We start from the raw sequence: 20751 nt of genomic DNA, 5'->3' as shown, positions 1-20751 counted from the left end.
CCGTGGCAGCGGGCGGCCACGGCGAGCAATCAAGATAGTAAAGCATCGGACGCTGGCTGTCAGTGCCTCAGCTTGTAGCCTGGCGACTACTGCGCGGCGGCTTGCGACGGATGTACAGCGTCTTGTTGATACGCGCCACTTCGGCCCCTTCGGCGTCGTAGACGCTGACGTGCAGCGCCGGCAGATGCTTGTCGCCGCCGGCGGTGGCATCGCGCACGCGCTGCAGCAGGTCGTCGTCGATGCGGAAGCGGGCGCAGACCACGCCGCGGCCGGGCTTGAGGTAGTCGATGCTGCCGGCCTTGTCCCACACGATGTAGTCCTTGCCGAGGTTTTTCAGCAGCATCAGCATGTAGAACGGGTCGGTCATCGAATACAGGCTGCCGCCAAAGTGGACGCCGACATAGTTGCGGTTGGTCAGCCCCAGCCGCAGCTGGACGTCGACTTCCTTCCAGTCCGGGCTGATGCGGCGCACCTTGACTCCGGCGCCGAGAAAGGGCGGCCACAGATTGAAGACGAGCTTGGCGAGACGATGGTTCATGGTGAGGGTAAAACGATTGTTTGAATCGGGCTATCGTCGCGGCAACGGCCGCCGCCGTCAAGCCGTCGCCCCATGCTCACATGTGCCCGCCGCAGGACGCCGGGTCACGGCCGGGCGCCGCGGCAGCGGATCCGCATCAGAACGGCAGCTCGCTTTGCCGGCCCTGCTGCTGGCCGACCACGGCCGTGGTTTCGCCTTCCGCCAGCCGGATGTGCAGCAGCTCGCCGGCGCGCAGCTGCGCCGCGGAGCGCACCACGCTGCCATCTTGCTGCTGCACGATGGCGTAGCCGCGCTGCAGCACCGCCTCCGGATTGATGGCGGCCAGCGTCGCCTGATGCCGCGCCAGCACCAGTTGCCGCTGCTGCCAGTGCCGGTGTATCAGCTGTCGCAGCTGGTCGCCGCGCCGGGCCAGCACTTGCTGCCAGCGCGCGAGGTCAGGACGGATGCGCTGCAGCCGGTGCTGGCACTGTTCCAGCCGCCGCTGCCGCGCTTGCAGCAGCTGGGCGCTGGCACGTGCCAGGCGTTGTTGCTGCGCCTGCAACAGCTGGCGCTGGCGCTGCAGGCGTTCACCGGGGTGCTGCAGGCGGCGGCCGAGGAAGTCCAGCTGTTGCGACTTGTCGGTCAGCAGCCGTCCCAGCGCCCGTTCCAGCCGGCGCTGCGCGTAGTCGACGCCTTGCTGCAGCGCCTCGCGGCTGGGCGAGGCCAGCTCGGCGGCGGCGGTCGGGGTCGGCGCGCGGTGGTCGGCAACGAAATCGGCGATGGTGGTGTCGGTTTCGTGGCCGACGCCGCTGATCACCGGTAGCGTGGAGCGGGCGATGGCGCGGGCGACTACCTCTTCGTTGAACGCCCACAGGTCCTCGATGCTGCCGCCGCCACGGCAGACGATCAGCAGCTCGACCTCCCGGCGCAGGTTGGCCGCATCGATGGCGGCGGCGATCTGCGCCGCGGCGCTGTCGCCCTGTACCGGCGTCGGGTACAGGATCAGCGGGATGCTGGGCATGCGCCGGCGCAGGGTGGTGACCACGTCGCGCAGCGCGGCGGCGGCCGGCGAGGTGACGATGCCGATGGCGGCGGGGTGGCCGGGTAGCGCTTTCTTGTGGCGATTGTCGAACAATCCTTCCGCCGCCAGTTTTGCCTTCAGCTGTTCGAAGGCCTCGTACAGGCGGCCCAGACCGGCCGAGCGCATCATGTCGACGTTGATCTGGTAGTCGCCGCGCGCCTCGTACAGCGACACCGTGCCGCGCAGTTCGACCTGCATGCCTTCCTGCAGCCGGAATCCCAGTCCGCTCAGACGGTTACGGAACATCACGCAGCGGATTTGCGCGCGCTCGTCCTTCAGCGAGAAGTAGGCGTGGCCGGATGCGGCCAGGGTCAGATTGGAAATTTCGCCGGCAATCCACATCGGTGGCAGGCCGCTTTCAAGCAGATCCCGCGCCATGCGGTTGAGCGAGGTGACGCTAATGACGTCGTTTTGGTGTTGGCTGAAAAGCATGCTTGTCAAGTCATCCACAGGCAGGTTGGGGCAGCGGCTGGCGTCGATTGTTTATCTTAATACGCAGCCGGCACATAAATAGATAAACTAAAAATTGTTGTTAATCAGTAGTTTAGTGATTTTGTGGCAATAATGTTGCCGTAATGTCCGGCCAGCAAGAGCAAGGCTTTGCCGTGCCGGCGGCGGGGTTGTCCACAAAGTTATGCACAGGCGCTGTGGGCGGGCGGGTAATTCCCTTGTAAATTCGCGACTTAGCGCTTTTGTTTAAAGCGCAACATCATGGCGCCGGCCAAGCGTGGCGGTTGCAGGCGGCAGCCTGAGCCGATAAAGTCTCGGCCTTGGATAACGCCTGAGGAATTGCCCGTGTGGTCAATCATTGAAGCGGCCGGCTGGCCGATCTGGACCATCATTCTCGCGTCGGTGGTGGCATCGACCATCGTACTGGAGCGTTTTTACAGTCTGCGCGCGGCGCTGATCATACCGCCAAACCTGCTGTCGCAGACGCTGCAAGAGTATCGCCGTGCCGCGGTGAGCCAGAGCATGCTGACCGAACTGCGCGACCATTCGCCGCTGGGACGGCTGTTCGCCGCCGGGCTGCGCCAGTTTGGCAGCAGCCGTGTGGTGATGAAAGAGGCGATCGAGGACGAGGGTCGCGTGGTGGCCCACCTGCTGGAGCGTTACCTGACCATGCTGGGCACCATCGCCGCGATGGCGCCGCTGCTGGGCCTGCTCGGCACCGTAATCGGCATGATCGAGATCTTCGGCTCGCAGGCGCCGGGCGGCACCGACCCGCGCGCACTGGCGCACGGCATTTCCGTGGCGCTGTACAACACCGCCTTCGGCCTGATCGTGGCCATCCCCAGCATGTTCTTCTATCGCCACTTCCGCGCCAAGATCGACGGCCTGCTGGTCGAGATGGAAGCGCAGGCGGTGCACCTGCTGGAAGCGGTGCACGGCGAGCGTCGCGGCGACTGAGGCGGATAATCATGAACTTTCGCCGTCACCGTCATCGCGAAGAGCCGGAAATCAACTTCATTCCGCTGATCGACTTGCTGCTGGTCATCCTCATCTTCCTGATGGTGACCACCACCTACGCCCGCTTTTCCGAACTGGAAGTCAATCTGCCGCAGGCCAGCGGACCGGCGGAAATGCAGAAGGATAGCCGCCTGCGCGTCGACATCAGCGCCAGCGGCAGTTACGCGGTCGATGGCGAGGCCGTGGCCGGCAGCGACGTGACGCAACTCGGCGAGCGCCTGAAGCACCAGGCCAGTGGCAAGTCCCCGGCACCGGTGGTGGTGATCAATGCCGACGCCAAGGCCAGCCACCAGGCAGTGGTGACGGTGATGGAGGCGGCCCGCCTCGCCGGGCTGCTGCAGCTGACCTTTGCCACCCAGCAGGGGACGCCGTGACCCGGCTGGAGCGGCACTGGTATCAGCCGACCTGGTGGATGACAGCCCTTCTGGCCTTGCCGGAAGGGCTGTTTGCGCTGCTGGCGGCCTTGCGTCGCACGGCCTATCGGCTGGGCTGGTGTCGTACGAATCGCTTGCCGGTGCCGGTGGTGGTGATCGGCAACATCAATGTCGGCGGCGTCGGCAAGACGCCGCTGACGCTGGCGCTGCTGCAGGACTTTGCCCGCCTGGGCGTGCCGGTGGGGGTGATCAGCCGCGGCTACGGCGGCGCGCACCGGCAGCCGACGCTGGTGACGCCGCTCAGTAGCGCCGCCGAGGTCGGCGACGAGCCTTTGCTGCTGGCCGCCAGCGGTGCGCCGGTGGTGGTGGGGCGCGATCGCGTCGCCGCCGGCCGTCACTTGCTGGCGCTGTATCCGCAGACCCGTTTCCTCCTCAGCGACGACGGGCTGCAGCACTACGCGCTGGCGCGCACGTTGGAGATCGTCGTGCTCGACGGCGCTCGCGGCGTCGGCAATGGTCACCTGTTGCCCGGCGGCCCGCTGCGCGAACCGGTGTCAAGGTTGGCCGCAGCCGATGCACTGGTGATCAATGGCGAGTCGCGCACCGGCCTGCGCCTGCCGGCTGCGGTACCGCAATTTCGCCAGCAGCTGCAGGCTGGCGATTTTGTGCATGCCGCCGGCCAGCTGCCGCCGCGCACGGCCGCCGATTTTGCCGGCCTGCGCGTGGTGGCGGTGGCCGGCATCGGTCACCCGGAGCGCTTCTTCCGCACCCTGCGCGAGCTGGGCGTGGAACTGGCGGCCACGCACGCCTTTCCCGACCACCACCAGTTCGTCGCTGCCGATCTGCCACAGGATGCCGATGCGGTGATCGTCACCACCAAGGATGCGGTTAAGTTGCAGTGCATCAATCATGCTAGACTATGGGTTCTGCCGGTTTCGGCCCGGCTGGAGCCGGACCTGTCCGCGTGGATTCTGTCCCAACTGGAACGAAAAAATGGACGCAAAATTTCTTGAAATCCTGGTTTGCCCGCTGTGCAAAGGCCCGCTGGTCTACAACAAGGGCGCGCAGGAACTGATCTGCAAGGGTGACCGCCTGGCCTACCCGATCCGTGACGGCATCCCGATGATGCTGGAAGGCGAAGCCCGCGAGCTGGCCGCCGAGGAAGAAGTGAAATGAACGGTTTTGTGGTGGTGATTCCGGCGCGACTGGCTTCCAGCCGGCTGCCGGAAAAACCGCTGGCGGACATCGGCGGCAAGCCGATGGTGGTCCGCGTTGCCGAGCGTGCCGCGCAATCGGCCGCCAGCCGCGTGATCGTGGCTACCGACGATGCCCGTATCGAGGCTGCTTGCCGCCAGCACGGCGTCGAGGTGCTGCTGACGCGCGCCGATCACCCCAGCGGCACCGACCGTTTGGCCGAGGTCGCCGCGTTGCTGGCGCTGCCGGACGACGCGATCGTGGTCAATGTGCAGGGCGACGAGCCACTGATCGACCCGGCGCTGATCGACCGCCTCGCCGCGCTGATGGCGGCCCGCGCGGTGCCGATGGCCACCGTGGCGCACGCGATCCACGACGCCGCCGAGATGTTCAATCCGAATGTGGTGAAAGTGGTGCTCGACCACCACGGCAAGGCGCTGTATTTCAGCCGCGCACCGATTCCCTATGCCCGCGATGCCTTTGCCGCCGACAAGGCGCAGCTGCCGCCCGGCCTGCCGGTGTATCGCCACATCGGCATGTACGCCTACCGCGCCAGCCTGCTGCACACCTACGGCAGCCTGGCCCCGGCGCCGCTGGAACAGTTCGAGGCGCTGGAGCAGCTGCGCATGCTGTGGCACGGATACGACATCGTCGTGGAGTGCGTGGCCGAGGCGCCACCTGCCGGCGTCGACACGCCGGAGGATCTGGCCCGGGTGCGCGCCTACTTTGCGGCCAACCTTTCCGGATAACACAACGAAGTTAACGATGGGAGTTTAGAGAGATGAAATTGATTCTGTTGGGCGCTCCTGGCGCCGGTAAAGGTACCCAAGCCAACTACATCCGCGAGAAATTCGGCATTCCGCAAATCTCGACCGGCGACATGCTGCGCGCCGCGGTGAAGGCCGGTACCCCGCTGGGTGTGGAAGCGAAAAAGATCATGGACGCCGGTGGCCTGGTGCGCGACGACATCATTATCGGTCTGGTCAAGGAACGCATCACCGAGGTGGATTGCGCCAACGGTTTCCTGTTCGACGGTTTCCCGCGCACCATTCCGCAGGCGGAAGCGATGAAGGAAGCCGGTGTCGATATCGACTTCGTGGTCGAAATCGACGTGCCGGATGAAAACATCATCGACCGCATGTCCGGCCGCCGCGTGCACGTGGCTTCCGGCCGCACCTACCACGTCAAGTACAATCCGCCGAAGGTGGAGGGCGTGGACGACGAAACCGGCGAAGCGCTGGTGCAGCGTGACGACGACAAGGCGGAAACCGTGAAGAAGCGCCTCGACGTCTACCACGAACAGACCGAAGTGCTGGTCGGCTTCTACTCGCAGATGGCCGCCTCCGGCGATGCCAAGGCACCACAGTACGTGAAGATCGACGGCACCCAGGCGGTGGAAACCGTGCGCGATAACGTGCTGGCGGCACTGGGCGCCTGAGTCCGATCGCCTCGCAGGCAAGCAAAAAGGCAGCTCAGGCTGCCTTTTTTGTCGCCTGCCATACGGCAGTTTACTGTTCCGGCAGCCTGATCGGGATGCGCTTGTCGCGCACCAGCCGGTCCAGCGCCTCGATCACCAGCGGATCGAACTGGGTGCCGCAGCGGCCGTTGATGTAGCTCATGGTGTCGCCCAGCGTCCACGGCTCCTTGTACGGCCGCTTGTGCAGCAGCGCGTCGAACACGTCGACGATGGCGACGATGCGCGCCGCCAGCGGGATGTCCTGCCCCGCCAGGCGCTGCGGGTAGCCGCTGCCGTCGAAGTATTCGTGGTGGCCGCCGGCGATGTCGGCGCCCAGCGACAGGTAGCTGGTGCCTTCCACCAGCTTGCTGGCCTTGCGCAGGATGTTGGCGCCGATGGCGGCGTGCTGCTCCATGATGACGCGCTCTTCCGGATCCAGCTTGCCGGGCTTGAACAGGATGTGGTCGGGGGTGCCGACCTTGCCGACATCGTGCAGGATGCTGGCCATGCCGATCATCTCCATGAACTGCGGCGTCAGCAGCTCCGGATAGGCGCCCATGCGCTGCAGCTCCCTGGCGATGGCATCGCTGAGCCGCTGCACGCGCAGCACGTGTTCGCCGGTGTCGCTGTCGCGGAATTCGGCGAGGTCGGCCAGCGCCACCACCGTGGCTTCCTGGGCACTGACCAGCTGCGAGTACAGGTACAGGTTGTCGTAGGCGGAGGAAATGCGCTGGCAGAACACCTCCAGCAGGTTGCGCTCCACGTCTTCCAGCGGCCACGGCGGCTCGAAGTGGACCACGAATTCGCGGCCGTTCTGCGCGGTGATGTACAGCACGTCGTAGGGGTGACGGTAGATGGTGCGCTTTTCCGCCAGCGCGTCGTTGATCGCTTGCTGCAGTTGCGGAAAGGTGGCCAGCGGTGCGCCGCCGAGCAGCACCTCGAACTCGCCGGTGGCGGCGAGCACCTCCAGCTTCGGCCGCCCGGCGCTGGCGGGGGTGTTCTCCATGCACAGCACGCCGTCGGTGCCGACATCGAGAATGGCGCTGATCTGTTTCAGCACCCCGGAGGCGAATTCCTTCAGCGAGCGCAGCTGGTACAGGTCGCTGGCGCCTTCCAGGATCTTGCCCAGCCCCTGGCGGTTTTTCTCGATGGCGACCAGGTTTTCATAGGCGCGCAGCGAGGCGATGACCACGGTGAACAGCTTCTGCACCGTCAGCTCGGTCTTGGTCTTGTAGTCGTTGATGTCGTAATTGAGGATCACGTCCTGTTCCGGCGCCTGCCCCGGCTGGCCGGTACGCAGCACGATGCGCGCCAAGGTGTTGCCCAGCTCCTCGCGGATGCGCCGTACCAGCTTGAGGCCGGCATTGTCGGTTTCCATCACCACGTCGAGCAGGATCAGCGCGACGTCGGGATGCTCGCGCACCAGCTCGAAGCCTTGCTGCGCGCTGTAGGCATTGAGCAGCGTCAGCGGGCGCTCCTTGTAGCGCAGGTCCTGGATCGCCAGCCGGGTGGCGGTGTGGACATCCTTTTCGTCGTCGACGATCAGTACTTTCCATGGCCGCAGCGCCGGATGGCTGTCCTGCACGCTGCTGCTGTCGTCGATCAGCCAGTCGTTGTTATTGTCGAGATTCATCACGTGCCGCCCCCTTCAGTTGGCCGTTTCCGGTGCCGTGCATGGCAGCACCAGAATAAAAGATGTGCCTTCCCCGACGGTGCTGTCAACCCGAATCGTGCCGCCCAGGCGTTTGAACACGATATTGAACACGATGTGCAGGCCCAGACCGCTGCCGCCATTGCCGCGGCGGGTGGTGAAGAACGGCTCGAAGATGCGTTTCAGGTTTTCCGGCGGAATGCCCTTGCCGTCGTCGGTCACCGACAGCCGGATTTTCTGCTCGGCCATCGCGTCGACGCGGATCTGGATGCTGCCCTCGGCACCGTCGTCGTAGCCGTGCAGCAGCGCATTCATCAGCAGGTTGGTCAGCACCTGCGACAAGGCGCCGGGGTAGCTGTCCATCTGCAGCTCCGGCGGGCAGTCGACATCGATCACCACCTTGCTGTGGCGCAGCTTGGGACGCAGGCTGGTGATGATTTCGCCGATGTAGTGCGCGATGTCGAACTGGCGGCGCGCCTCGCTGGTCTGGTCGACGGCGACCTGCTTGAAACTCTGGATCAGGTTGGCCGCACGCTCGGTATTGCTCAGGATCAGCGCCGTGGATTCGCGGGCGTCGTCGAGATAGCGTTCCAGCTCGCTTTTCCTGATCTGGCCGCTCTGGAACTGCTGCCCGACCTGGCCGGTGATCAGCGCCAGGTGCGAGGCGGCGGTGAGGGTGATGCCGACCGGGGTGTTGATCTCGTGCGCCACGCCGGCCACCAGGCTGCCCAGCGACGCCAGTTTTTCGGTTTCCACCAGCGTGTTCTGGGTGTCCAGCAGTTGCCGGTAGGCGACTTCGGCGCGTTCCTTTTCCGCAATGGCGGTCCGCTCCGCGTCACGGCGCAGGCCCAGCTCGCGGCTGATCTTGTGGATGATCAGGTTGACGCCGCCGACCAGCTCGGCGTATTCGCTGAAGCGGCTTTTCGGCAGCTGCAGGTCGGCCTCCGCTTCCAGCCGGGCGGCGCCGTACAGCGCCTGCTGCAGCTCGCGCAGCGGCGAGAACACGTAGCGTTTGAGACCGGCGATCAGGATGATGAACAGCAGCAGGTTGATCAGCAGCACCTGCACGATCTGGCGCGTCAGCTCGTGGGCAAGCCGGGTGGTGATCTTGTCGCGCGACAGATACACCGTGATCTGGCCGAGGTTGTTGCGCTGCTGGTAAAGGATGGGCAGCAGCAGGGTTTCGTCGTGCGGCGGCGGGGCCGCCCTGGCCAGCGAGGTGATGCGGCCGTCCGCGCTGCGCATGCGGCCGAAGAACAACCCGGCATCGCCTTCCACCATCAGGCCGACCACCGCCGCCGATTTCAGCTCCGCGTCCAGCGTCAGGCGGATGAACTGGTCGTCCAGCTGCCACACCCCATGCGGCAGCGACAGCGCCAGCCGCTCCTGCAGGCCCTGCTTCAGCAGCAGGTAGTCGCGTTCCTCGGCATCGCGGGCGGCTTCGTAGCTGAGAAAACCGGTCAGCCCCATCACGACGGACAGCACCGAAATGATCCAGATCGCCAGCCGGCTTTTTATGCTGCTCATGTCGTCACCCTGCACAGATAAGGCATTGGTCATGGTAACGCAGCCGCTGGCGCCAGGTGTGCCGGCGCAGCGGTTTTTTCAGCCGCCGGTGGCGGGGCGACGCGGCAACGGGATTTTTTGCAGGATCAGGCCGCCCAGGATCAGCGCCAGGCCGTTGAGGGTGGAGGACAGGATCTGCTCGCCGATCAGCAGGTAGATCAGCAGCAGCGACAGCAGCGGCGCGAGGAAAATCAGGTTGGCGATGCGCGCGGTGCTGCTGGTCAGTTTCATCGCCGCCAGCCACAGTACGAAGGTGAAGCCCATCTCCAGCGCGCCGACATAGGCGGCACCGGCGATGCCTTGCCATGCCACCGGGCCCAGCTCGCCGCGCCACAGGCACCACAGCCAGGCCAGCGGCAGAGCGAACAGGAAGTTCAGCGTCAGCCCCAGCACCGGCTCGCGCTGGTCGCGGGTATTGAACAGCCAGTAGCCGGCCCACAGCACGGTGGAGACCAGCGCATAGCCGACGCCGGCGAGATTGCTGAACTCCAGCGCCAAAGGTTGGCCGCGAGTGGCGATCACCAGTACGCCGGCATAGCAGACCAGCGCCGCCAGCGCGTCCTGCGGTCGCGGTTTCTGCTTCAGCACCGGGATGGCGAGCAGGGTCATGGTCAGCGCCCAGGTGTAGTTGATCGCCTGCGCTTCCTGTGCCGGCAGCAGGTGGTAGGCCTGGAACAGGATCAGGTAGTAGACGAAGGGATTGACCGCGCCCAGTAGCAGCGAGCGCCGCCAGTGCTGGCGCAGCGCCGGCAGCAGCTCGCCGAGGCGGCCCTGCCAGGCGAGGATGGACAGCAGCGACAGCAGCGAAAAGGCGCTGGCGTACAGCACCAGCTGCGCCGGGCTGAGGTGTTGCAGGCTGATCTTGAAGGCGGTGGCCACGGTGGACCAGGCGAGTACGGCACCGAGGCCGTAGAGGTAGGCTTTTTGTTGCGAGGTCAAAACGGGGGCTTTCTGTGGGGGTGGTCGTGGTCGCTGCTGGCGAGTTGCTGGTTGAGCAGCTGCTGCATCAGCGGCAGCGTGCTGCTGGCGCGCAGGCCGATCGGGCCGCCGGCGTCGGCCAGATAGCGGTCGCCGGCGCTGGCGTGCAGCCACACCGCGTTGCCGGCGGCGGTGGTTTCGTCCTGGCCCTGTGCCAGCAGCGCGGCGATGCTGCCGCTGAGGATGTCGCCCTGGCCGGCACTGGCCAGCGCGGCGTTGCCGGCCGCACACAGCCGGTAGTAGCCGTCGGGGCCGCAGAGCAGCGAACCGGCGCCCTTGAGCACGGCGATCACGCCAAGGTCGGCTGCAAGGCGACGTACCGCGGCGAGGCGATCCTGTTGCACGGCGGCGGTGCTGCAGCCGAGCAGGCGTGCCGCCTCGGCCGGATGCGGGGTGATCACCGCCGGGCGCGGGCGCTGTCGCAGCTGTTGCTGCAAGGCACTGTCGCCGGCCAGCAGGTTGAGCGCGTCGGCGTCGAGCAGCAGCGCACCGGGATGGGCCAGCACGCTGGCGAGGATGCGGTGCGCCTGCGGACTCTGGCCGAGGCCGGGGCCGATGGCGACCACCTCGTCGGCGGCCAGGCTGCTGGTGTTGCCCAGCGGCGCAATCATCAGCTCCGGCCACAGCGGATCCAGTGACAGCCGCGCATCGAGGCTGTGGATGCGCACCTTGCCGGCACCCAGTGCCAGCGCGGCGCGGCCGGCGAGCAGCGCGGCGCCGCCCATGCCGGCGCAGCCGCCGATGATGCTGACGCTGCCGAAGCTGCCTTTGTTGCTGTTGTGACGGCGCCGCAGCGGCGCAAGGTTGGCCGCAAGCAGCTCGCCCTGTGCCGCCGGTACCAGCGCCGGCGGGCAGTCGAGGTCCAGCAGCTCGACGCGGCCGCTGTAGTCGCGGCCGTCGGCGGTGAACAGCCCCGGCTTGTGGCACAGCAGCGCCAGAGTATGGTCGACGGGGAGGGCGGCACCCTGCACGCAGCCGCTCCAGGCGTCGAGGCCGCTGGGCACGTCCAGTGCCACCCGCGGGCAGAGCAGGGCGTCCAGCGCCGCGATCTGCGCCAGCCAGCCGACATCCAGCGGCCGGTTCAGGCCGGCGCCGAACAGGCCGTCGATCAGCAGTTCGGCTGGGGGCAGTGCTGACAGCGTGCTGTCGAGCCGGCCGCCAGCGGCGAGGTACTGTTGTTCTGCCGCCTGCGCGGCGGCGGTGGCCGGCGGCTGCGGCTGCCACACGCTGACCGCGTAATCGGCCAGCAGCAGTCGCGCCGCGATCAGCGCGTCGCCACCGTTGTTGCCGCTACCGGCGGCGAACAGCAGCTGGCGTGGCGGCGGGTAGTGCTGGCGCAGCCAGTGCGCGATGGCGGCGCCGGCGCGGGCCATCAGGTCGAGGCCGGCTTGTGCCGCCTGCTGCTCCCACTGCCGCAGCGCGGCGGCGTCGATCAGCGCGCGTTCATTCTCCGGCATGGTGACTCTCTCCCCAGCGCGGCAGCAGCTGGTGCGGCACCGCCAGCTGGTCGAGGATGCGCGCGACCACGAAGTCGACCATGTCGTCGATAGTCTGCGGGTGGGTGTAGAAACCGGGTGACGGCGGCAGGATACAGACGCCGAGGCGGGCCAGCTTGAGCATGTTTTCGAGGTGGATCACCGACAGCGGCGCCTCGCGCGGTACCAGTACCAGCTTGCGCTGTTCCTTCAGCATCACGTCGGCGGCGCGTTCGATCAGGTTGTCGCTCATGCCGTGCGCCACCGCGGCGAGGGTGCCCATCGAGCACGGGCAGATCACCATCGCGTCGGCCGGATTGGAGCCGGAGGCGGGCGGTGCAAACCAGGCCTCGCGCCCGAACACCGCCAGCTGGCCGTCGGCGGCCTGGTAGCGCTCTTGCAGCCACTGCTGGAAGCCTTCCGGCCGCGACGGCAGCGTCAGGTTCATCTCCTGTTTCGCCACCACCTGTGCCGCCTGCGAGTACATCACCCACACCCGCTTGCCGGCGCGCAGCAGGCATTCGATCAGGCGCAGGCCGTAGGGCAGGCCGGAGGCGCCGGTGAGGGCGACGGTAACGGTGTCAATCTTTGTCATGCGCTTGTACCAGATGGCTTGCTATCAGACCGTTGGCGATGCCGCCGAGCAGGGCGGCTAGCGCCAGCGGCGGGAACAGTAGCAGTATATTGTCGTATGGAATCAGGAACAGCCTGACCAGCAGCAATTGTCCCAGCAGATGGGCCTGCGCCGCCAGCAGGCTGTGGCTGACCAGGCTGAAATGGCGGGCGGGCAGCGCCCGGCAGGCGCCCAGCAGCAGCAGGCTGGCCAGCGCGCCGCCGAGGCTGAGCCAGAAGCCGGGGGTGAACAGGCTGCCCAGCAGCAGGCCGGCACCGACGACACGCAGCAGCGTGACCCACACCGCGGCACGCCAGCCCAGGGTGTGCAGCGCGAACAGGGTCATGATGTTGGCCAGCCCCGGCTTGACGCCGGGCAGTGGCGACGGGATGGCGGCATCGACCATGCCCAGCGCGATGGCCAGCGCGGCAAGGCTGGCGATGCGGTGATCGTCGGCGCTGGCTTGCAGCGTGCGTTCAGTAGGCGAGCGAGTCATGGGCTTGGCGCGTGCCGGCCAGCTCGATGCTGACGCGGTTGGGCAGGCACACGGCGATGTCGCCGCTGTGGCGCAGCCAGCCCTGCTGCACGCAGTACTGGCGCGGGCTCGGATCGCGGCGGATGCGGGCCTGGCCGTTGTGGATCTCGATTTCGGTCAGCCCCAGCGGGCCGTGGGCGACATGGCGCCGGTTCAGGCGCAGCGGCAGGCGGATGGTTTCGGTGCCGTTCTGGCGCACGATGACGCTGTCGGCCTCGCCGGCGTGGCGGCCGAGCTGCAGGAAGGCCGCCAGCAGCAGCGCGCACAGTGCCAGCAGCACCAGATAGTCCCCGGCCTTGAACATGGCCGGCTTATTTTTTGGCGGGCAGCTGGCGGTGGCGCAGCAGGACCTGTTCGCCGGCAAAGGCCTTGGCCAGCTGTTCGGCGAGGTAGACCGAGCGGTGCTGGCCGCCGGTGCAGCCGATGGCGACGGTGACGTAGCTGCGGTTGTCCTGGCGGAAGCGCGGCAGCCAGTTTTGCAGGAGCTGGCGGATGTCGGCCAGCATCTGCGCCACGCTGGCTTCGCCTTCGAAGAAGCGGCAGATCGCTTCGTCCTGGCCGGTCAGCGGCCGTAGCGCGACTTCGTAGTAGGGGTTGGGCAGGCAGCGCACGTCGAACACGAAATCGGCGTCCAGCGGCAGGCCGTGCTTGAAGCCGAACGATTCGAACACCAGGGTCAGGCAGTCGGCATCGGCGTCGACCAGTACCTTGACCCAGGCTCGCAACGCGTTGGCGGACAGGTGGCTGGTGTCGATGCGGTGGCCCAGCTCGTGGATGTGCTCCAGCATCTCGCGCTCGAGGCGGATGCATTCCTCCACCGTCAGGCCGTTGCCGGACAACGGGTGGCGGCGCCGCGTTTCCGAGAAACGCTGGACCAGCACTTCGGTGGTGGCTTCCAGATAGATCAGGCGCACGTCGACCCGCATCGCTTTCAGGCTGGCCATCACCTCCGGCAATGCGGCCAACGTTGGTGCGGAACGGGTGTCGACGCTGATGGCGACGTGCTGGTAACCCTGTTCGCTGTACAGCGCCACCACGTCGGTGAGCATGGTGGCCGGCAGGTTGTCGACGCAGTAGTAGCCGTTGTCTTCCAAGAGGCGCAGGGCGACGGACTTGCCGGAGCCGGACAGGCCGCTAATCAGAATCAGCTGCATGTTCCTGGTCCCGTAGCAGGTTGGTGTGGCGATCGATGAATTCGCGGGTACTGTCGATGCCGCGCAGCTGCAGGATGTAGTTGCGCACCGCGGCCTCGACCAGTACCGCCAGGTTGCGACCGGCGGCCACTGGCAGGATCACCTTGCGCACGGTGACGCCGAGGATGTCCTGCGTTTCGGACTGGATGTTGAGGCGGTCCAGCGTCTGCATCGCCTGGTCGTTGGCCTTCATCAGGTGGATGATCAACTTCAGCACCTTCTTCGGGCGTACCGCGGTTTCGCCGAAAATGGTGCGGATATTGAGGATGCCGAGGCCGCGCACCTCGAGGAAGTCGCGCAGCAGCGCCGGGCAGCGGCCTTCCAGCGTTTCCGGTCCGATGCGGTACAGCTCGACTGCGTCATCGGCAACCATGCCGTGGCCGCGCGAGATCAGCTCCAGCGCCAGTTCGCTCTTGCCCATCGCCGAATCGCCCATGATCAGCACGCCGATTTCCAGCACGTCGAGAAACACGCCGTGCATCACGGTGGAGACCGCCAGCGCGCGCGCCAGATAGATGCGCAGCACGTCCATCAGGTACGGGCTTTCCAGCGGCGTACTCATCAGCGGCACATTGTGGCTCTGGCAGTAGTCGCGCAGCAGGTTGGGCACCGGCTGCGCATTGGCGACGATCACCACCGCCATGGTGCGGTGGAACAGCTGGTCGAGGGCGGTCCGTGCCGCAGCCTGCTCCAGCTTGTTCAGGTATTCCACTTCCGCGAGGCCAAGTACCTGCACCCGGTTGGGGTGGATGAAGTTGAGGTGACCGACCAGTGCCTGGGTTGGCCGCTGTTCATCATTCGAAATCAGGTTGTCGGAGCCGGAACGGCCGGCGACCCAGCTCAGGTTGAGCTTGTGCTGATTGTCCTGGTACAGGCGGCGAACACTGATATTAGGCATGGTCTGGGGTGTCGGAAATCAGTTCAAACAGCTTCTGCGCATCGCAGGCGGGATCGTTCATCTGTTCGCGCAGCGCCTTGCTGGAGAAGCGCTGCGCCAGCTCGGACAATACCTGCAGGTGGATGTCGGTGGCCTGCTCCGGCACCAGCAGCACGAACAGCAGCGAGACCGGTTTGCCATCGGGGGCATCGAACGGAATCGGCGCCTTCAGGCGGATGAAGATGCCGGTGGCTTCCTTCAGGCTCTTGATGCGGCCATGCGGTATGGCGACGCCTTGTCCCAGGCCGGTGGAGCCGAGTTTTTCCCGGGCAAACAAGCTGTCGAAGACATCGCTGCGTGCGATGGCGTGACTGTTTTCGACCATCAGGCCGACTTGTTCGAAGAGTCGTTTTTTGCTGGAAACGTCCATGTCAGCAATGACGTTGTCCACGGAGAGTATTTTACTGATCAAGCCCATAATGCCATTTGCCCGAAAAAATCGAGGGCCATTCTACGCCGAGTCCACGGAATACCATAGTGGAAAGCGCAGGATGATCGTCAGGAGAAAAAGCGGTAGCCAAAAAAAGAACGGATAAGCAAGCAGTGCTTGCATTATCCGTTTTTGTTCGGCAAATCCTGATCAGAGCGACGCTTGCTCTTGCGGTACCGGTGCGCGATGCTCGACCTGTTTTTCCTTGAATTTCAGTACCTGACGATCCAGTTTGTCAGTCAGCAGGTCGATGGCCGCGTACATGTCCGCTTCGGTGGCTTCGGCATGGATATCCTTGCCTGCCAGATGAACATTGACTTCGGCTTTCTGTACCAGTTTGTCGACAGACAGTGTCACGTTGACACCGATCACATTATCGACATGGCGGGTAATGCGTTCCAGTTTGCTTTCGATGTAGTCACGAAGCGCCGGGGTAACGTCGAGGTGGAGGCCGGTAATCTTGAGGTTCATACCCTAACTCCTTCTGTTGGTGCCATATCCGGACTGGGCATGGCGATCTTGTTATGAACAACCTAAAAAGTCTTGCGCTGGCTGACCGGTGGTATCTGCATGGCTTCACGATACTTGGCTACGGTACGTCTTGCAACCTGAATACCTTGAGCGATCAGCTTGTCGGCAATGGCGCTGTCAGACAGCGGTTTGTTGTGGTCTTCCGCATCGATGATCTGCCGGATCAGTGCCTTGATCGCGGTGGCGGAACATTCGCCACCACTGTCAGTATCGACCGAACTGCCAAAGAAATATTTGAGTTCGAACAAGCCACGGCTGCACAGCAGGTATTTCTGCGTGGTGACGCGGGAGATGGTTGACTCATGCAGACCCAGTTCTTCCGCGATGTCTCGCAGGATAAGCGGGCGCATGGCCACTTCACCTTGTTCAAAGAACGCTTGCTGTCTGTCAACAATAGATTCTGCCACTTTCAGGATGGTGTCAAACCGTTGTTGAATGTTTTTTACCAGCCAGCGCGCCTCTTGCAGCTGGCCGCCCAGATTATGGCTGCTGCCCTTCTGCTGTAGCATGCCTGCATACATCTGGTTGACGCGCAGCTTCGGCAGCGTGCCCTGGTTGAGGCGCGCCACCCAGCGCTGCTGGCGTTTCACCACCAGGATGTCGGGGGCGACGTAGTGGGTCTCGCCCTGGTCGAAGCCGCTGCTGGGGCGCGGTCGCAGGCTGGCGAGCAGGGCGTGGGCGGTTTTCAGCTGCTGTTCGTCGATGGCGAGCAGCTTCTTGAGCTTGGTGAAGTCGCGGTTGCCCAGGAGCGGCAGGTGCTGCTGCACCATGTCCAGCGCCAGCTGACGCACCGCGGCCGGTGCCGCGTGCTGCTGCAGTTGCAGGCTGAGGAATTCGGTGAGATTGCGGCTGCCGATGCCGGTCGGCTCGAACTGGGTCAGCAGCTTGCGCAGGCACTCCAGCTCGTCGCCTTCCACTTCCAGCTCCAGCGGCAGCTCGGCGGCGATGTCGTCCAGCGAGGTCGGCAGATAGCCGTCGTCATCCAGCTCGTCGATCAGCAGCGACATCAGCGCCTTGTCGCGCTGGCTGAGCTGGGTTTCACCCATCTGCGCGGTCAGGTGCTCGCGCAGCGACGGCCGGCACGGGGTGTTGAGAATGGGGTCGAACTCGTCGTCGTCATCGTTGCGGCTGCTGCCGCTCCCGCTGCTGCCCCAGTCGCCGAGCAGCTCGCCGTCGTCGCGGTTGCTTTCCGCTTCCGGCCGCTCCGGCTCGCTGCCGCTGTCCGACGCCGGCGTGTCACCGCTGGGCGCCAGCACCGGCAACGGGCTGTCGGACTCGTCGGGGCTGTCGCTGCTGTCGGCGCGTTCCAGCAGCGGGTTTTCCAGCAGGTAGCGCTCCAGCTCGGTACTGAGATCCAGCGTCGACATCTGCAGCAGCTTGATCGATTGCTGCAACTGGGGGGTGAGCGTGAGTTGCTGGCTGGTTTTGAGCTGGAGGGTCTGTTTCATGGCTTACAAGTGGAAGTGTTCGCCCAGGTACACCTGGCGGACCTGTTCGTTCAGCACCAGCGCTTCCGGCAGGCCGGAGGCGAGCACGCTGCCTTCGGAGATGATGTAGGCGCGATCGCAGATGCGCAGCGTTTCGCGCACGTTGTGGTCGGTGATCAGCACGCCGATGCCGCGTTCCTTGAGGAAGGCGATGATCTTCTGGATATCGATTACCGCGATCGGGTCGACGCCGGCAAACGGCTCGTCCAGCAGGATGAAGCGCGGGCGGGTGGCCAGCACGCGGGCGATTTCCACGCGGCGGCGCTCGCCACCGGACAGCGCCAGCGCGTTGCTGTCGCGCAGGTGGCTGATATTGAGGTCGTCCAGCAGCAGGGTCAGCTCGTTTTCCAGCTCCTCGTCCTTCAGCCCGGCAATTTCCAGTACCGCGCGGATGTTCTCGTCTACCGTCATTTTGCGGAAGATCGACGCTTCCTGCGGCAGATAGCCGAGACCGAGCCGTGCGCGCTGATGGATCGGCAGGTGGGTGATGGTCTGGCCGTCGAGGCGGATTTCGCCGGCATCGGCGGCGATCAGGCCGACCACCATGTAGAAGCTGGTGGTTTTGCCGGCGCCGTTGGGGCCGAGCAGGCCGACCACCTCGCCACTGGCGATCTCCAGCGACACGTCGCGCACCACGGTACGCTTCTTGAAGGTCTTCTTCAGGTGCTGGATGGAAAGCTGGCTCGGGGTCATGGCGTGCCCTGTGCTTTGGGCTGCAGGATCACCGTCACGCGGCCGCTGTTGCCGCTGGCGGCGGTGCCGCCGCTGGCCTGATAGGTCTCGGTGGCGGTGTTGTAGACGATGACGGCGCCGCTGACCGAATCCTGGCCGCGCTTGACGCGGGCGTTGCCGGTCAGGGTGGCAAGGTTGGCCGCAGTGTTGTAGTTGACGTTGCTGGCGCTGCCTTCGACGTATTCATTGCTACCGTCGACCTTCTGGCGGAAGGTGACCGGGCTGCCCTGCGCCTGCAGCTGCTGGTTGCCCTGCGCGTCGCGGGTCACGGTCACGCGCTGCGCCTTCAAGTTCAGCGTGCCCTGCACCACCACGACATTGCCCTCCCATACCGTCACGCCTTTTTTCTGGTCCAGCGAGCCGCGGTCGGCAGACAGTTCGATCGGTTTTTCGCTGTCGGCCTTTTCAGCCATGACAGGGGCGCTCAGCACGAGGGCGGTCAGCGCGATCAGCACACTATGGCGCATAGGTAATCCTTACGTTGGACAGCAGGTTCAGCTGGCCGCTGTCCTGCTGGTAAATGAAGCCGGTCGATTTCAGTTGCGAGGTGCCGTAGTCGGCCACCAGTGGCGCGCGGTTGCTGGCGCTGCGCGCCACGGTGTCGACATGCAGCACCGAGGTCTGCAGCAGGATGGCCGGGGCGTCGGCGGTGGCCTTGCGCTCCCAGCGCACATTATCACTGAAGTCCGCCGTTTTCTGCTGCTTGTGGTAGCGCCCGGCCGCGGCTGTCACCGTGTAGTCGGGGATGCCCTGCAGGAAGACTTCGATGCGCGGCTTGCTGAGATAGACATTCGGATTGCGCGGCAGTTGCCACATCTGGGCCGCCTGCAGGTATTGCTGCGGCCGGCCCTGGGTGTCGAAGCGCTTTGCCGTCAGCCGGTTGATGGTGTACTCCGGGCGGCTCAGGTCGATCTTGCCCGGCGCATCGCCGCGCTGCATGGTCAGCACGTTGAGCCAGAAGGCGAGCAGGGCCATGCCCAGCGTCAGGCCCAGCGGAAACAGGCGGGCGGCGCGGTTCATGCCAGGTAGCCGGCCATCAGGCGGTCGTAGTTGCCCTGCGCCTGCAGGATCAGCTCGCACAGCTCGCGCACCGCGCCCTGGCCGCCGCTGCAACCGGTGACGAAGTGGGCGTGCTGGCGCACGAAGCTGGGCGCGTCCGGTACCGCCACCGCGAGGCCAACGCGGCTCATCACCGGCAGGTCGATGACATCGTCGCCGATGTAGGCGCAGTCTTCGGCGGCGAGGCCGGTTTTTTGCAGCAGTTCGGCAAACGCGGTGCGCTTGTCGTGCACGCCGGCGTAGTAGTGGTCGATGCCGAGGCCACGGGCGCGGTGGGCGACGCCGGGGGCGTCGCGGCCGGTGATGATCGCCAGCTGCACGCCGGTGGACTGCAGCATGCGCAGGCCGTGGCCGTCCAGGGTGTTGAACGCTTTCAGCTCTTCGCCGCTGGCGGTGATGAAGATGCGGCCGTCGGTCAGCACGCCGTCCACATCCATGATCAGCAGTCGCGTGCGTTTGGCCAGTTCGGTAATGGTTTGCATGGTGTCTCTCAGACCACGCCTGCCTTGAGCAGGTCGTGCATGTTCAGGGCGCCCACCAGATTGCCGGCGCGGTCGGTGACCAGCAGGCCGTTGATCTTGTGGTGTTCCATTTCGTTGGCCGCTTCGGTGGCCAGACGGTGTGACTCGATGGTGCGCGGCTGGCGTGCCATCACGTCGTCGATGCGCAGGCCGGCCAGATCCAGGCTCTTGTCCAGCGTGCGGCGCAGGTCGCCGTCGGTGAAGATGCCGAGCAGCTGGCCGTCGGCGGCGCAGACCGCGGTCATGCCGAGGCCCTTGCGCGTCATCTCCAGCAGCGCGTCCTTCAGGCTGCTGCCGCTGTTGACCCGCGGCAGCGCCTCGCCGCCGTGCATCAGGTCGCTGATGTGGACCAGCAGCTTGCGGCCCAGGCTGCCGCCGGGATGCGACAGCGCGAAGTCTTCCGGCTTGAAGTCGCGTGCGTCGAGCAGCGCCACCGCCAGCGCGTCGCCCAGCGCCAGCGCCGCGGTGGTGCTGGCGGTCGGCGCCAGCCCCAGCGGACAGGCTTCCTTCTCCACGCCGGCGTCGAGGTGGATGCTGGCCTCGGTCGCCAGCGTCGATTGCGGACGCCCGGTCAGCGCGATGATCGGCACGCCCTTGCGCTTCAGCGCCGGCAACAGCGCCAGCAACTCGTCGCTCTCGCCGGAGTTGGACAGCGCCAGCAGGATGTCGCGTTCGGTCAGCATGCCGAGGTCGCCGTGGGCGGCTTCTGCCGGATGCATGAAAAACGCCGGCGTGCCGGTGCTGGCCAGCGTGGCGGCGATCTTGTTGCCGATGTGGCCGGACTTGCCCATGCCGCTGACCACCACCCGGCCTTCGCAGGCCAGGATCAGGGCGACTGCCGCGCTGAAGCTCTCGTCCAGTCGCGACGCCAGCCGGGTAATGGCTGCGGCCTCGATGGCGAGGACGTCGCGCGCCAGCGCGAGGCAGGATTGTTTTTGGTCATTTTTCATAATG

Annotated in this window: 25 protein-coding genes; 6 read left to right on the top strand and 19 right to left on the bottom strand. The window is 65.6% G+C overall.

All coding sequences use genetic code 11. The features are described 5' to 3' along the window. Window positions 1–67 precede the first annotated feature (67 nt). Window positions 68–538: a DUF4442 domain-containing protein gene (locus tag NOM55_RS11440; protein ID WP_120812140.1), complete on the bottom strand. Its 471-nt coding sequence runs from the start codon at window positions 536–538 to the stop codon at window positions 68–70. A gap of 136 nt (window positions 539–674) precedes the next feature. Continuing rightward, window positions 675–2030, bottom strand: a complete 1356-nt coding sequence (gene xseA, locus NOM55_RS11435; RefSeq protein WP_255908661.1) for an exodeoxyribonuclease VII large subunit — start codon at window positions 2028–2030, stop codon at window positions 675–677. A gap of 363 nt (window positions 2031–2393) precedes the next feature. Here xseA and NOM55_RS11430 point away from each other — a divergent pair, with 363 nt between their 5' ends. Genes NOM55_RS11430 through adk form a run of 6 tightly spaced genes read left to right on the top strand, consistent with a single transcriptional unit; the run spans window position 2394 to window position 6071 of the window. Next, window positions 2394–3005, top strand: coding sequence for a MotA/TolQ/ExbB proton channel family protein (locus NOM55_RS11430; RefSeq protein ID WP_047966213.1), 612 nt, complete (start codon window positions 2394–2396; stop codon window positions 3003–3005). Between the two features lie 11 nt (window positions 3006–3016). Beyond that, a complete protein-coding gene (locus tag NOM55_RS11425) occupies window positions 3017–3439 on the top strand; it encodes a biopolymer transporter ExbD (RefSeq protein ID WP_047966212.1) in 423 nt (140 codons plus the stop codon). Between the two features lie 38 nt (window positions 3440–3477). Then, the gene (gene lpxK / locus NOM55_RS11420; RefSeq protein WP_255908660.1) at window positions 3478–4452 is read left to right on the top strand and encodes a tetraacyldisaccharide 4'-kinase; all 975 of its coding nucleotides are present in this window, start codon (window positions 3478–3480) and stop codon (window positions 4450–4452) included. Then, window positions 4433–4615 (top strand): Trm112 family protein, encoded by a 183-nt coding sequence (locus NOM55_RS11415; protein ID WP_047966211.1) that lies wholly within the window; start codon window positions 4433–4435, stop codon window positions 4613–4615. Before lpxK ends, NOM55_RS11415 begins: the two co-directional genes overlap by 20 nt. Next, the gene (gene kdsB / locus NOM55_RS11410; protein WP_255908659.1) at window positions 4612–5382 is read left to right on the top strand and encodes a 3-deoxy-manno-octulosonate cytidylyltransferase; all 771 of its coding nucleotides are present in this window, start codon (window positions 4612–4614) and stop codon (window positions 5380–5382) included. Before NOM55_RS11415 ends, kdsB begins: the two co-directional genes overlap by 4 nt. Window positions 5383–5414: 32 nt before the next feature. Further along, on the top strand, window positions 5415–6071 hold the full coding sequence (adk, locus tag NOM55_RS11405; RefSeq protein ID WP_255908658.1) for an adenylate kinase: 657 nt from the start codon (window positions 5415–5417) through the stop codon (window positions 6069–6071). A 70-nt stretch (window positions 6072–6141) separates the two neighbouring features. Here the strand turns inward: adk and NOM55_RS11400 are convergent, their stop codons facing one another. The 17 genes from NOM55_RS11400 to NOM55_RS11320 form a co-directional block, all read right to left on the bottom strand. Next, window positions 6142–7722 (bottom strand): DUF3369 domain-containing protein, encoded by a 1581-nt coding sequence (locus NOM55_RS11400; protein ID WP_047966208.1) that lies wholly within the window; start codon window positions 7720–7722, stop codon window positions 6142–6144. A gap of 15 nt (window positions 7723–7737) precedes the next feature. After that, entirely contained in the window at window positions 7738–9267 is a 1530-nt protein-coding gene (locus NOM55_RS11395; RefSeq protein ID WP_170152175.1) for a sensor histidine kinase, read from the bottom strand. Between the two features lie 78 nt (window positions 9268–9345). After that, window positions 9346–10245, bottom strand: a complete 900-nt coding sequence (locus NOM55_RS11390) for a DMT family transporter (protein WP_120812118.1) — start codon at window positions 10243–10245, stop codon at window positions 9346–9348. Further along, window positions 10242–11741 carry an NAD(P)H-hydrate dehydratase gene (locus NOM55_RS11385; protein WP_255908657.1) on the bottom strand — a complete coding sequence of 500 codons (1500 nt, stop codon included), beginning with the start codon at window positions 11739–11741 and terminating at the stop codon, window positions 10242–10244. Before NOM55_RS11385 ends, NOM55_RS11390 begins: the two co-directional genes overlap by 4 nt. Continuing rightward, window positions 11728–12354 (bottom strand): flavin prenyltransferase UbiX, encoded by a 627-nt coding sequence (locus NOM55_RS11380; protein ID WP_120812112.1) that lies wholly within the window; start codon window positions 12352–12354, stop codon window positions 11728–11730. Before NOM55_RS11380 ends, NOM55_RS11385 begins: the two co-directional genes overlap by 14 nt. Further along, window positions 12341–12868 carry a Gx transporter family protein gene (locus NOM55_RS11375; RefSeq protein WP_047966203.1) on the bottom strand — a complete coding sequence of 176 codons (528 nt, stop codon included), beginning with the start codon at window positions 12866–12868 and terminating at the stop codon, window positions 12341–12343. The genes NOM55_RS11380 and NOM55_RS11375 overlap by 14 nt, the downstream gene beginning before the upstream one ends. Beyond that, complete coding sequence (locus tag NOM55_RS11370) at window positions 12849–13211, bottom strand: NusG domain II-containing protein (RefSeq protein ID WP_255908656.1); 363 nt, start codon at window positions 13209–13211, stop codon at window positions 12849–12851. Before NOM55_RS11370 ends, NOM55_RS11375 begins: the two co-directional genes overlap by 20 nt. Before the next feature lie 7 nt (window positions 13212–13218). Continuing rightward, window positions 13219–14061, bottom strand: a complete 843-nt coding sequence (rapZ, locus tag NOM55_RS11365; RefSeq protein ID WP_255908655.1) for an RNase adapter RapZ — start codon at window positions 14059–14061, stop codon at window positions 13219–13221. Beyond that, the gene (gene hprK, locus NOM55_RS11360) at window positions 14042–14998 is read right to left on the bottom strand and encodes an HPr(Ser) kinase/phosphatase (RefSeq protein WP_047966200.1); all 957 of its coding nucleotides are present in this window, start codon (window positions 14996–14998) and stop codon (window positions 14042–14044) included. The genes rapZ and hprK overlap by 20 nt, the downstream gene beginning before the upstream one ends. Beyond that, window positions 14991–15455, bottom strand: a complete 465-nt coding sequence (ptsN, locus tag NOM55_RS11355; protein WP_047966199.1) for a PTS IIA-like nitrogen regulatory protein PtsN — start codon at window positions 15453–15455, stop codon at window positions 14991–14993. Before ptsN ends, hprK begins: the two co-directional genes overlap by 8 nt. Window positions 15456–15617: 162 nt before the next feature. Beyond that, entirely contained in the window at window positions 15618–15938 is a 321-nt protein-coding gene (gene hpf, locus NOM55_RS11350) for a ribosome hibernation-promoting factor, HPF/YfiA family (protein WP_047966198.1), read from the bottom strand. A 62-nt stretch (window positions 15939–16000) separates the two neighbouring features. Then, on the bottom strand, window positions 16001–17446 hold the full coding sequence (locus NOM55_RS11345) for an RNA polymerase factor sigma-54 (RefSeq protein WP_255908654.1): 1446 nt from the start codon (window positions 17444–17446) through the stop codon (window positions 16001–16003). A gap of 3 nt (window positions 17447–17449) precedes the next feature. Beyond that, window positions 17450–18178: an LPS export ABC transporter ATP-binding protein gene (lptB, locus tag NOM55_RS11340; RefSeq protein ID WP_047966196.1), complete on the bottom strand. Its 729-nt coding sequence runs from the start codon at window positions 18176–18178 to the stop codon at window positions 17450–17452. After that, window positions 18175–18684, bottom strand: a complete 510-nt coding sequence (gene lptA / locus NOM55_RS11335) for a lipopolysaccharide transport periplasmic protein LptA (protein WP_047966195.1) — start codon at window positions 18682–18684, stop codon at window positions 18175–18177. The genes lptB and lptA overlap by 4 nt, the downstream gene beginning before the upstream one ends. Further along, entirely contained in the window at window positions 18674–19237 is a 564-nt protein-coding gene (gene lptC / locus NOM55_RS11330; protein WP_255908653.1) for an LPS export ABC transporter periplasmic protein LptC, read from the bottom strand. The genes lptA and lptC overlap by 11 nt, the downstream gene beginning before the upstream one ends. After that, a complete protein-coding gene (gene kdsC / locus NOM55_RS11325) occupies window positions 19234–19758 on the bottom strand; it encodes a 3-deoxy-manno-octulosonate-8-phosphatase KdsC (RefSeq protein ID WP_255908652.1) in 525 nt (174 codons plus the stop codon). Before kdsC ends, lptC begins: the two co-directional genes overlap by 4 nt. An 8-nt stretch (window positions 19759–19766) precedes the next feature. Next, on the bottom strand, window positions 19767–20747 hold the full coding sequence (locus NOM55_RS11320; RefSeq protein ID WP_255908651.1) for a KpsF/GutQ family sugar-phosphate isomerase: 981 nt from the start codon (window positions 20745–20747) through the stop codon (window positions 19767–19769). Between the last annotated feature and the right edge of the window lie 4 nt (window positions 20748–20751).

Source organism: Vogesella sp. AC12 (genome assembly GCF_024437575.1).
GTDB lineage: Bacteria > Pseudomonadota > Gammaproteobacteria > Burkholderiales > Chromobacteriaceae > Vogesella > Vogesella indigofera.
This window is presented reverse-complemented; position numbering and strand designations above follow the sequence as displayed.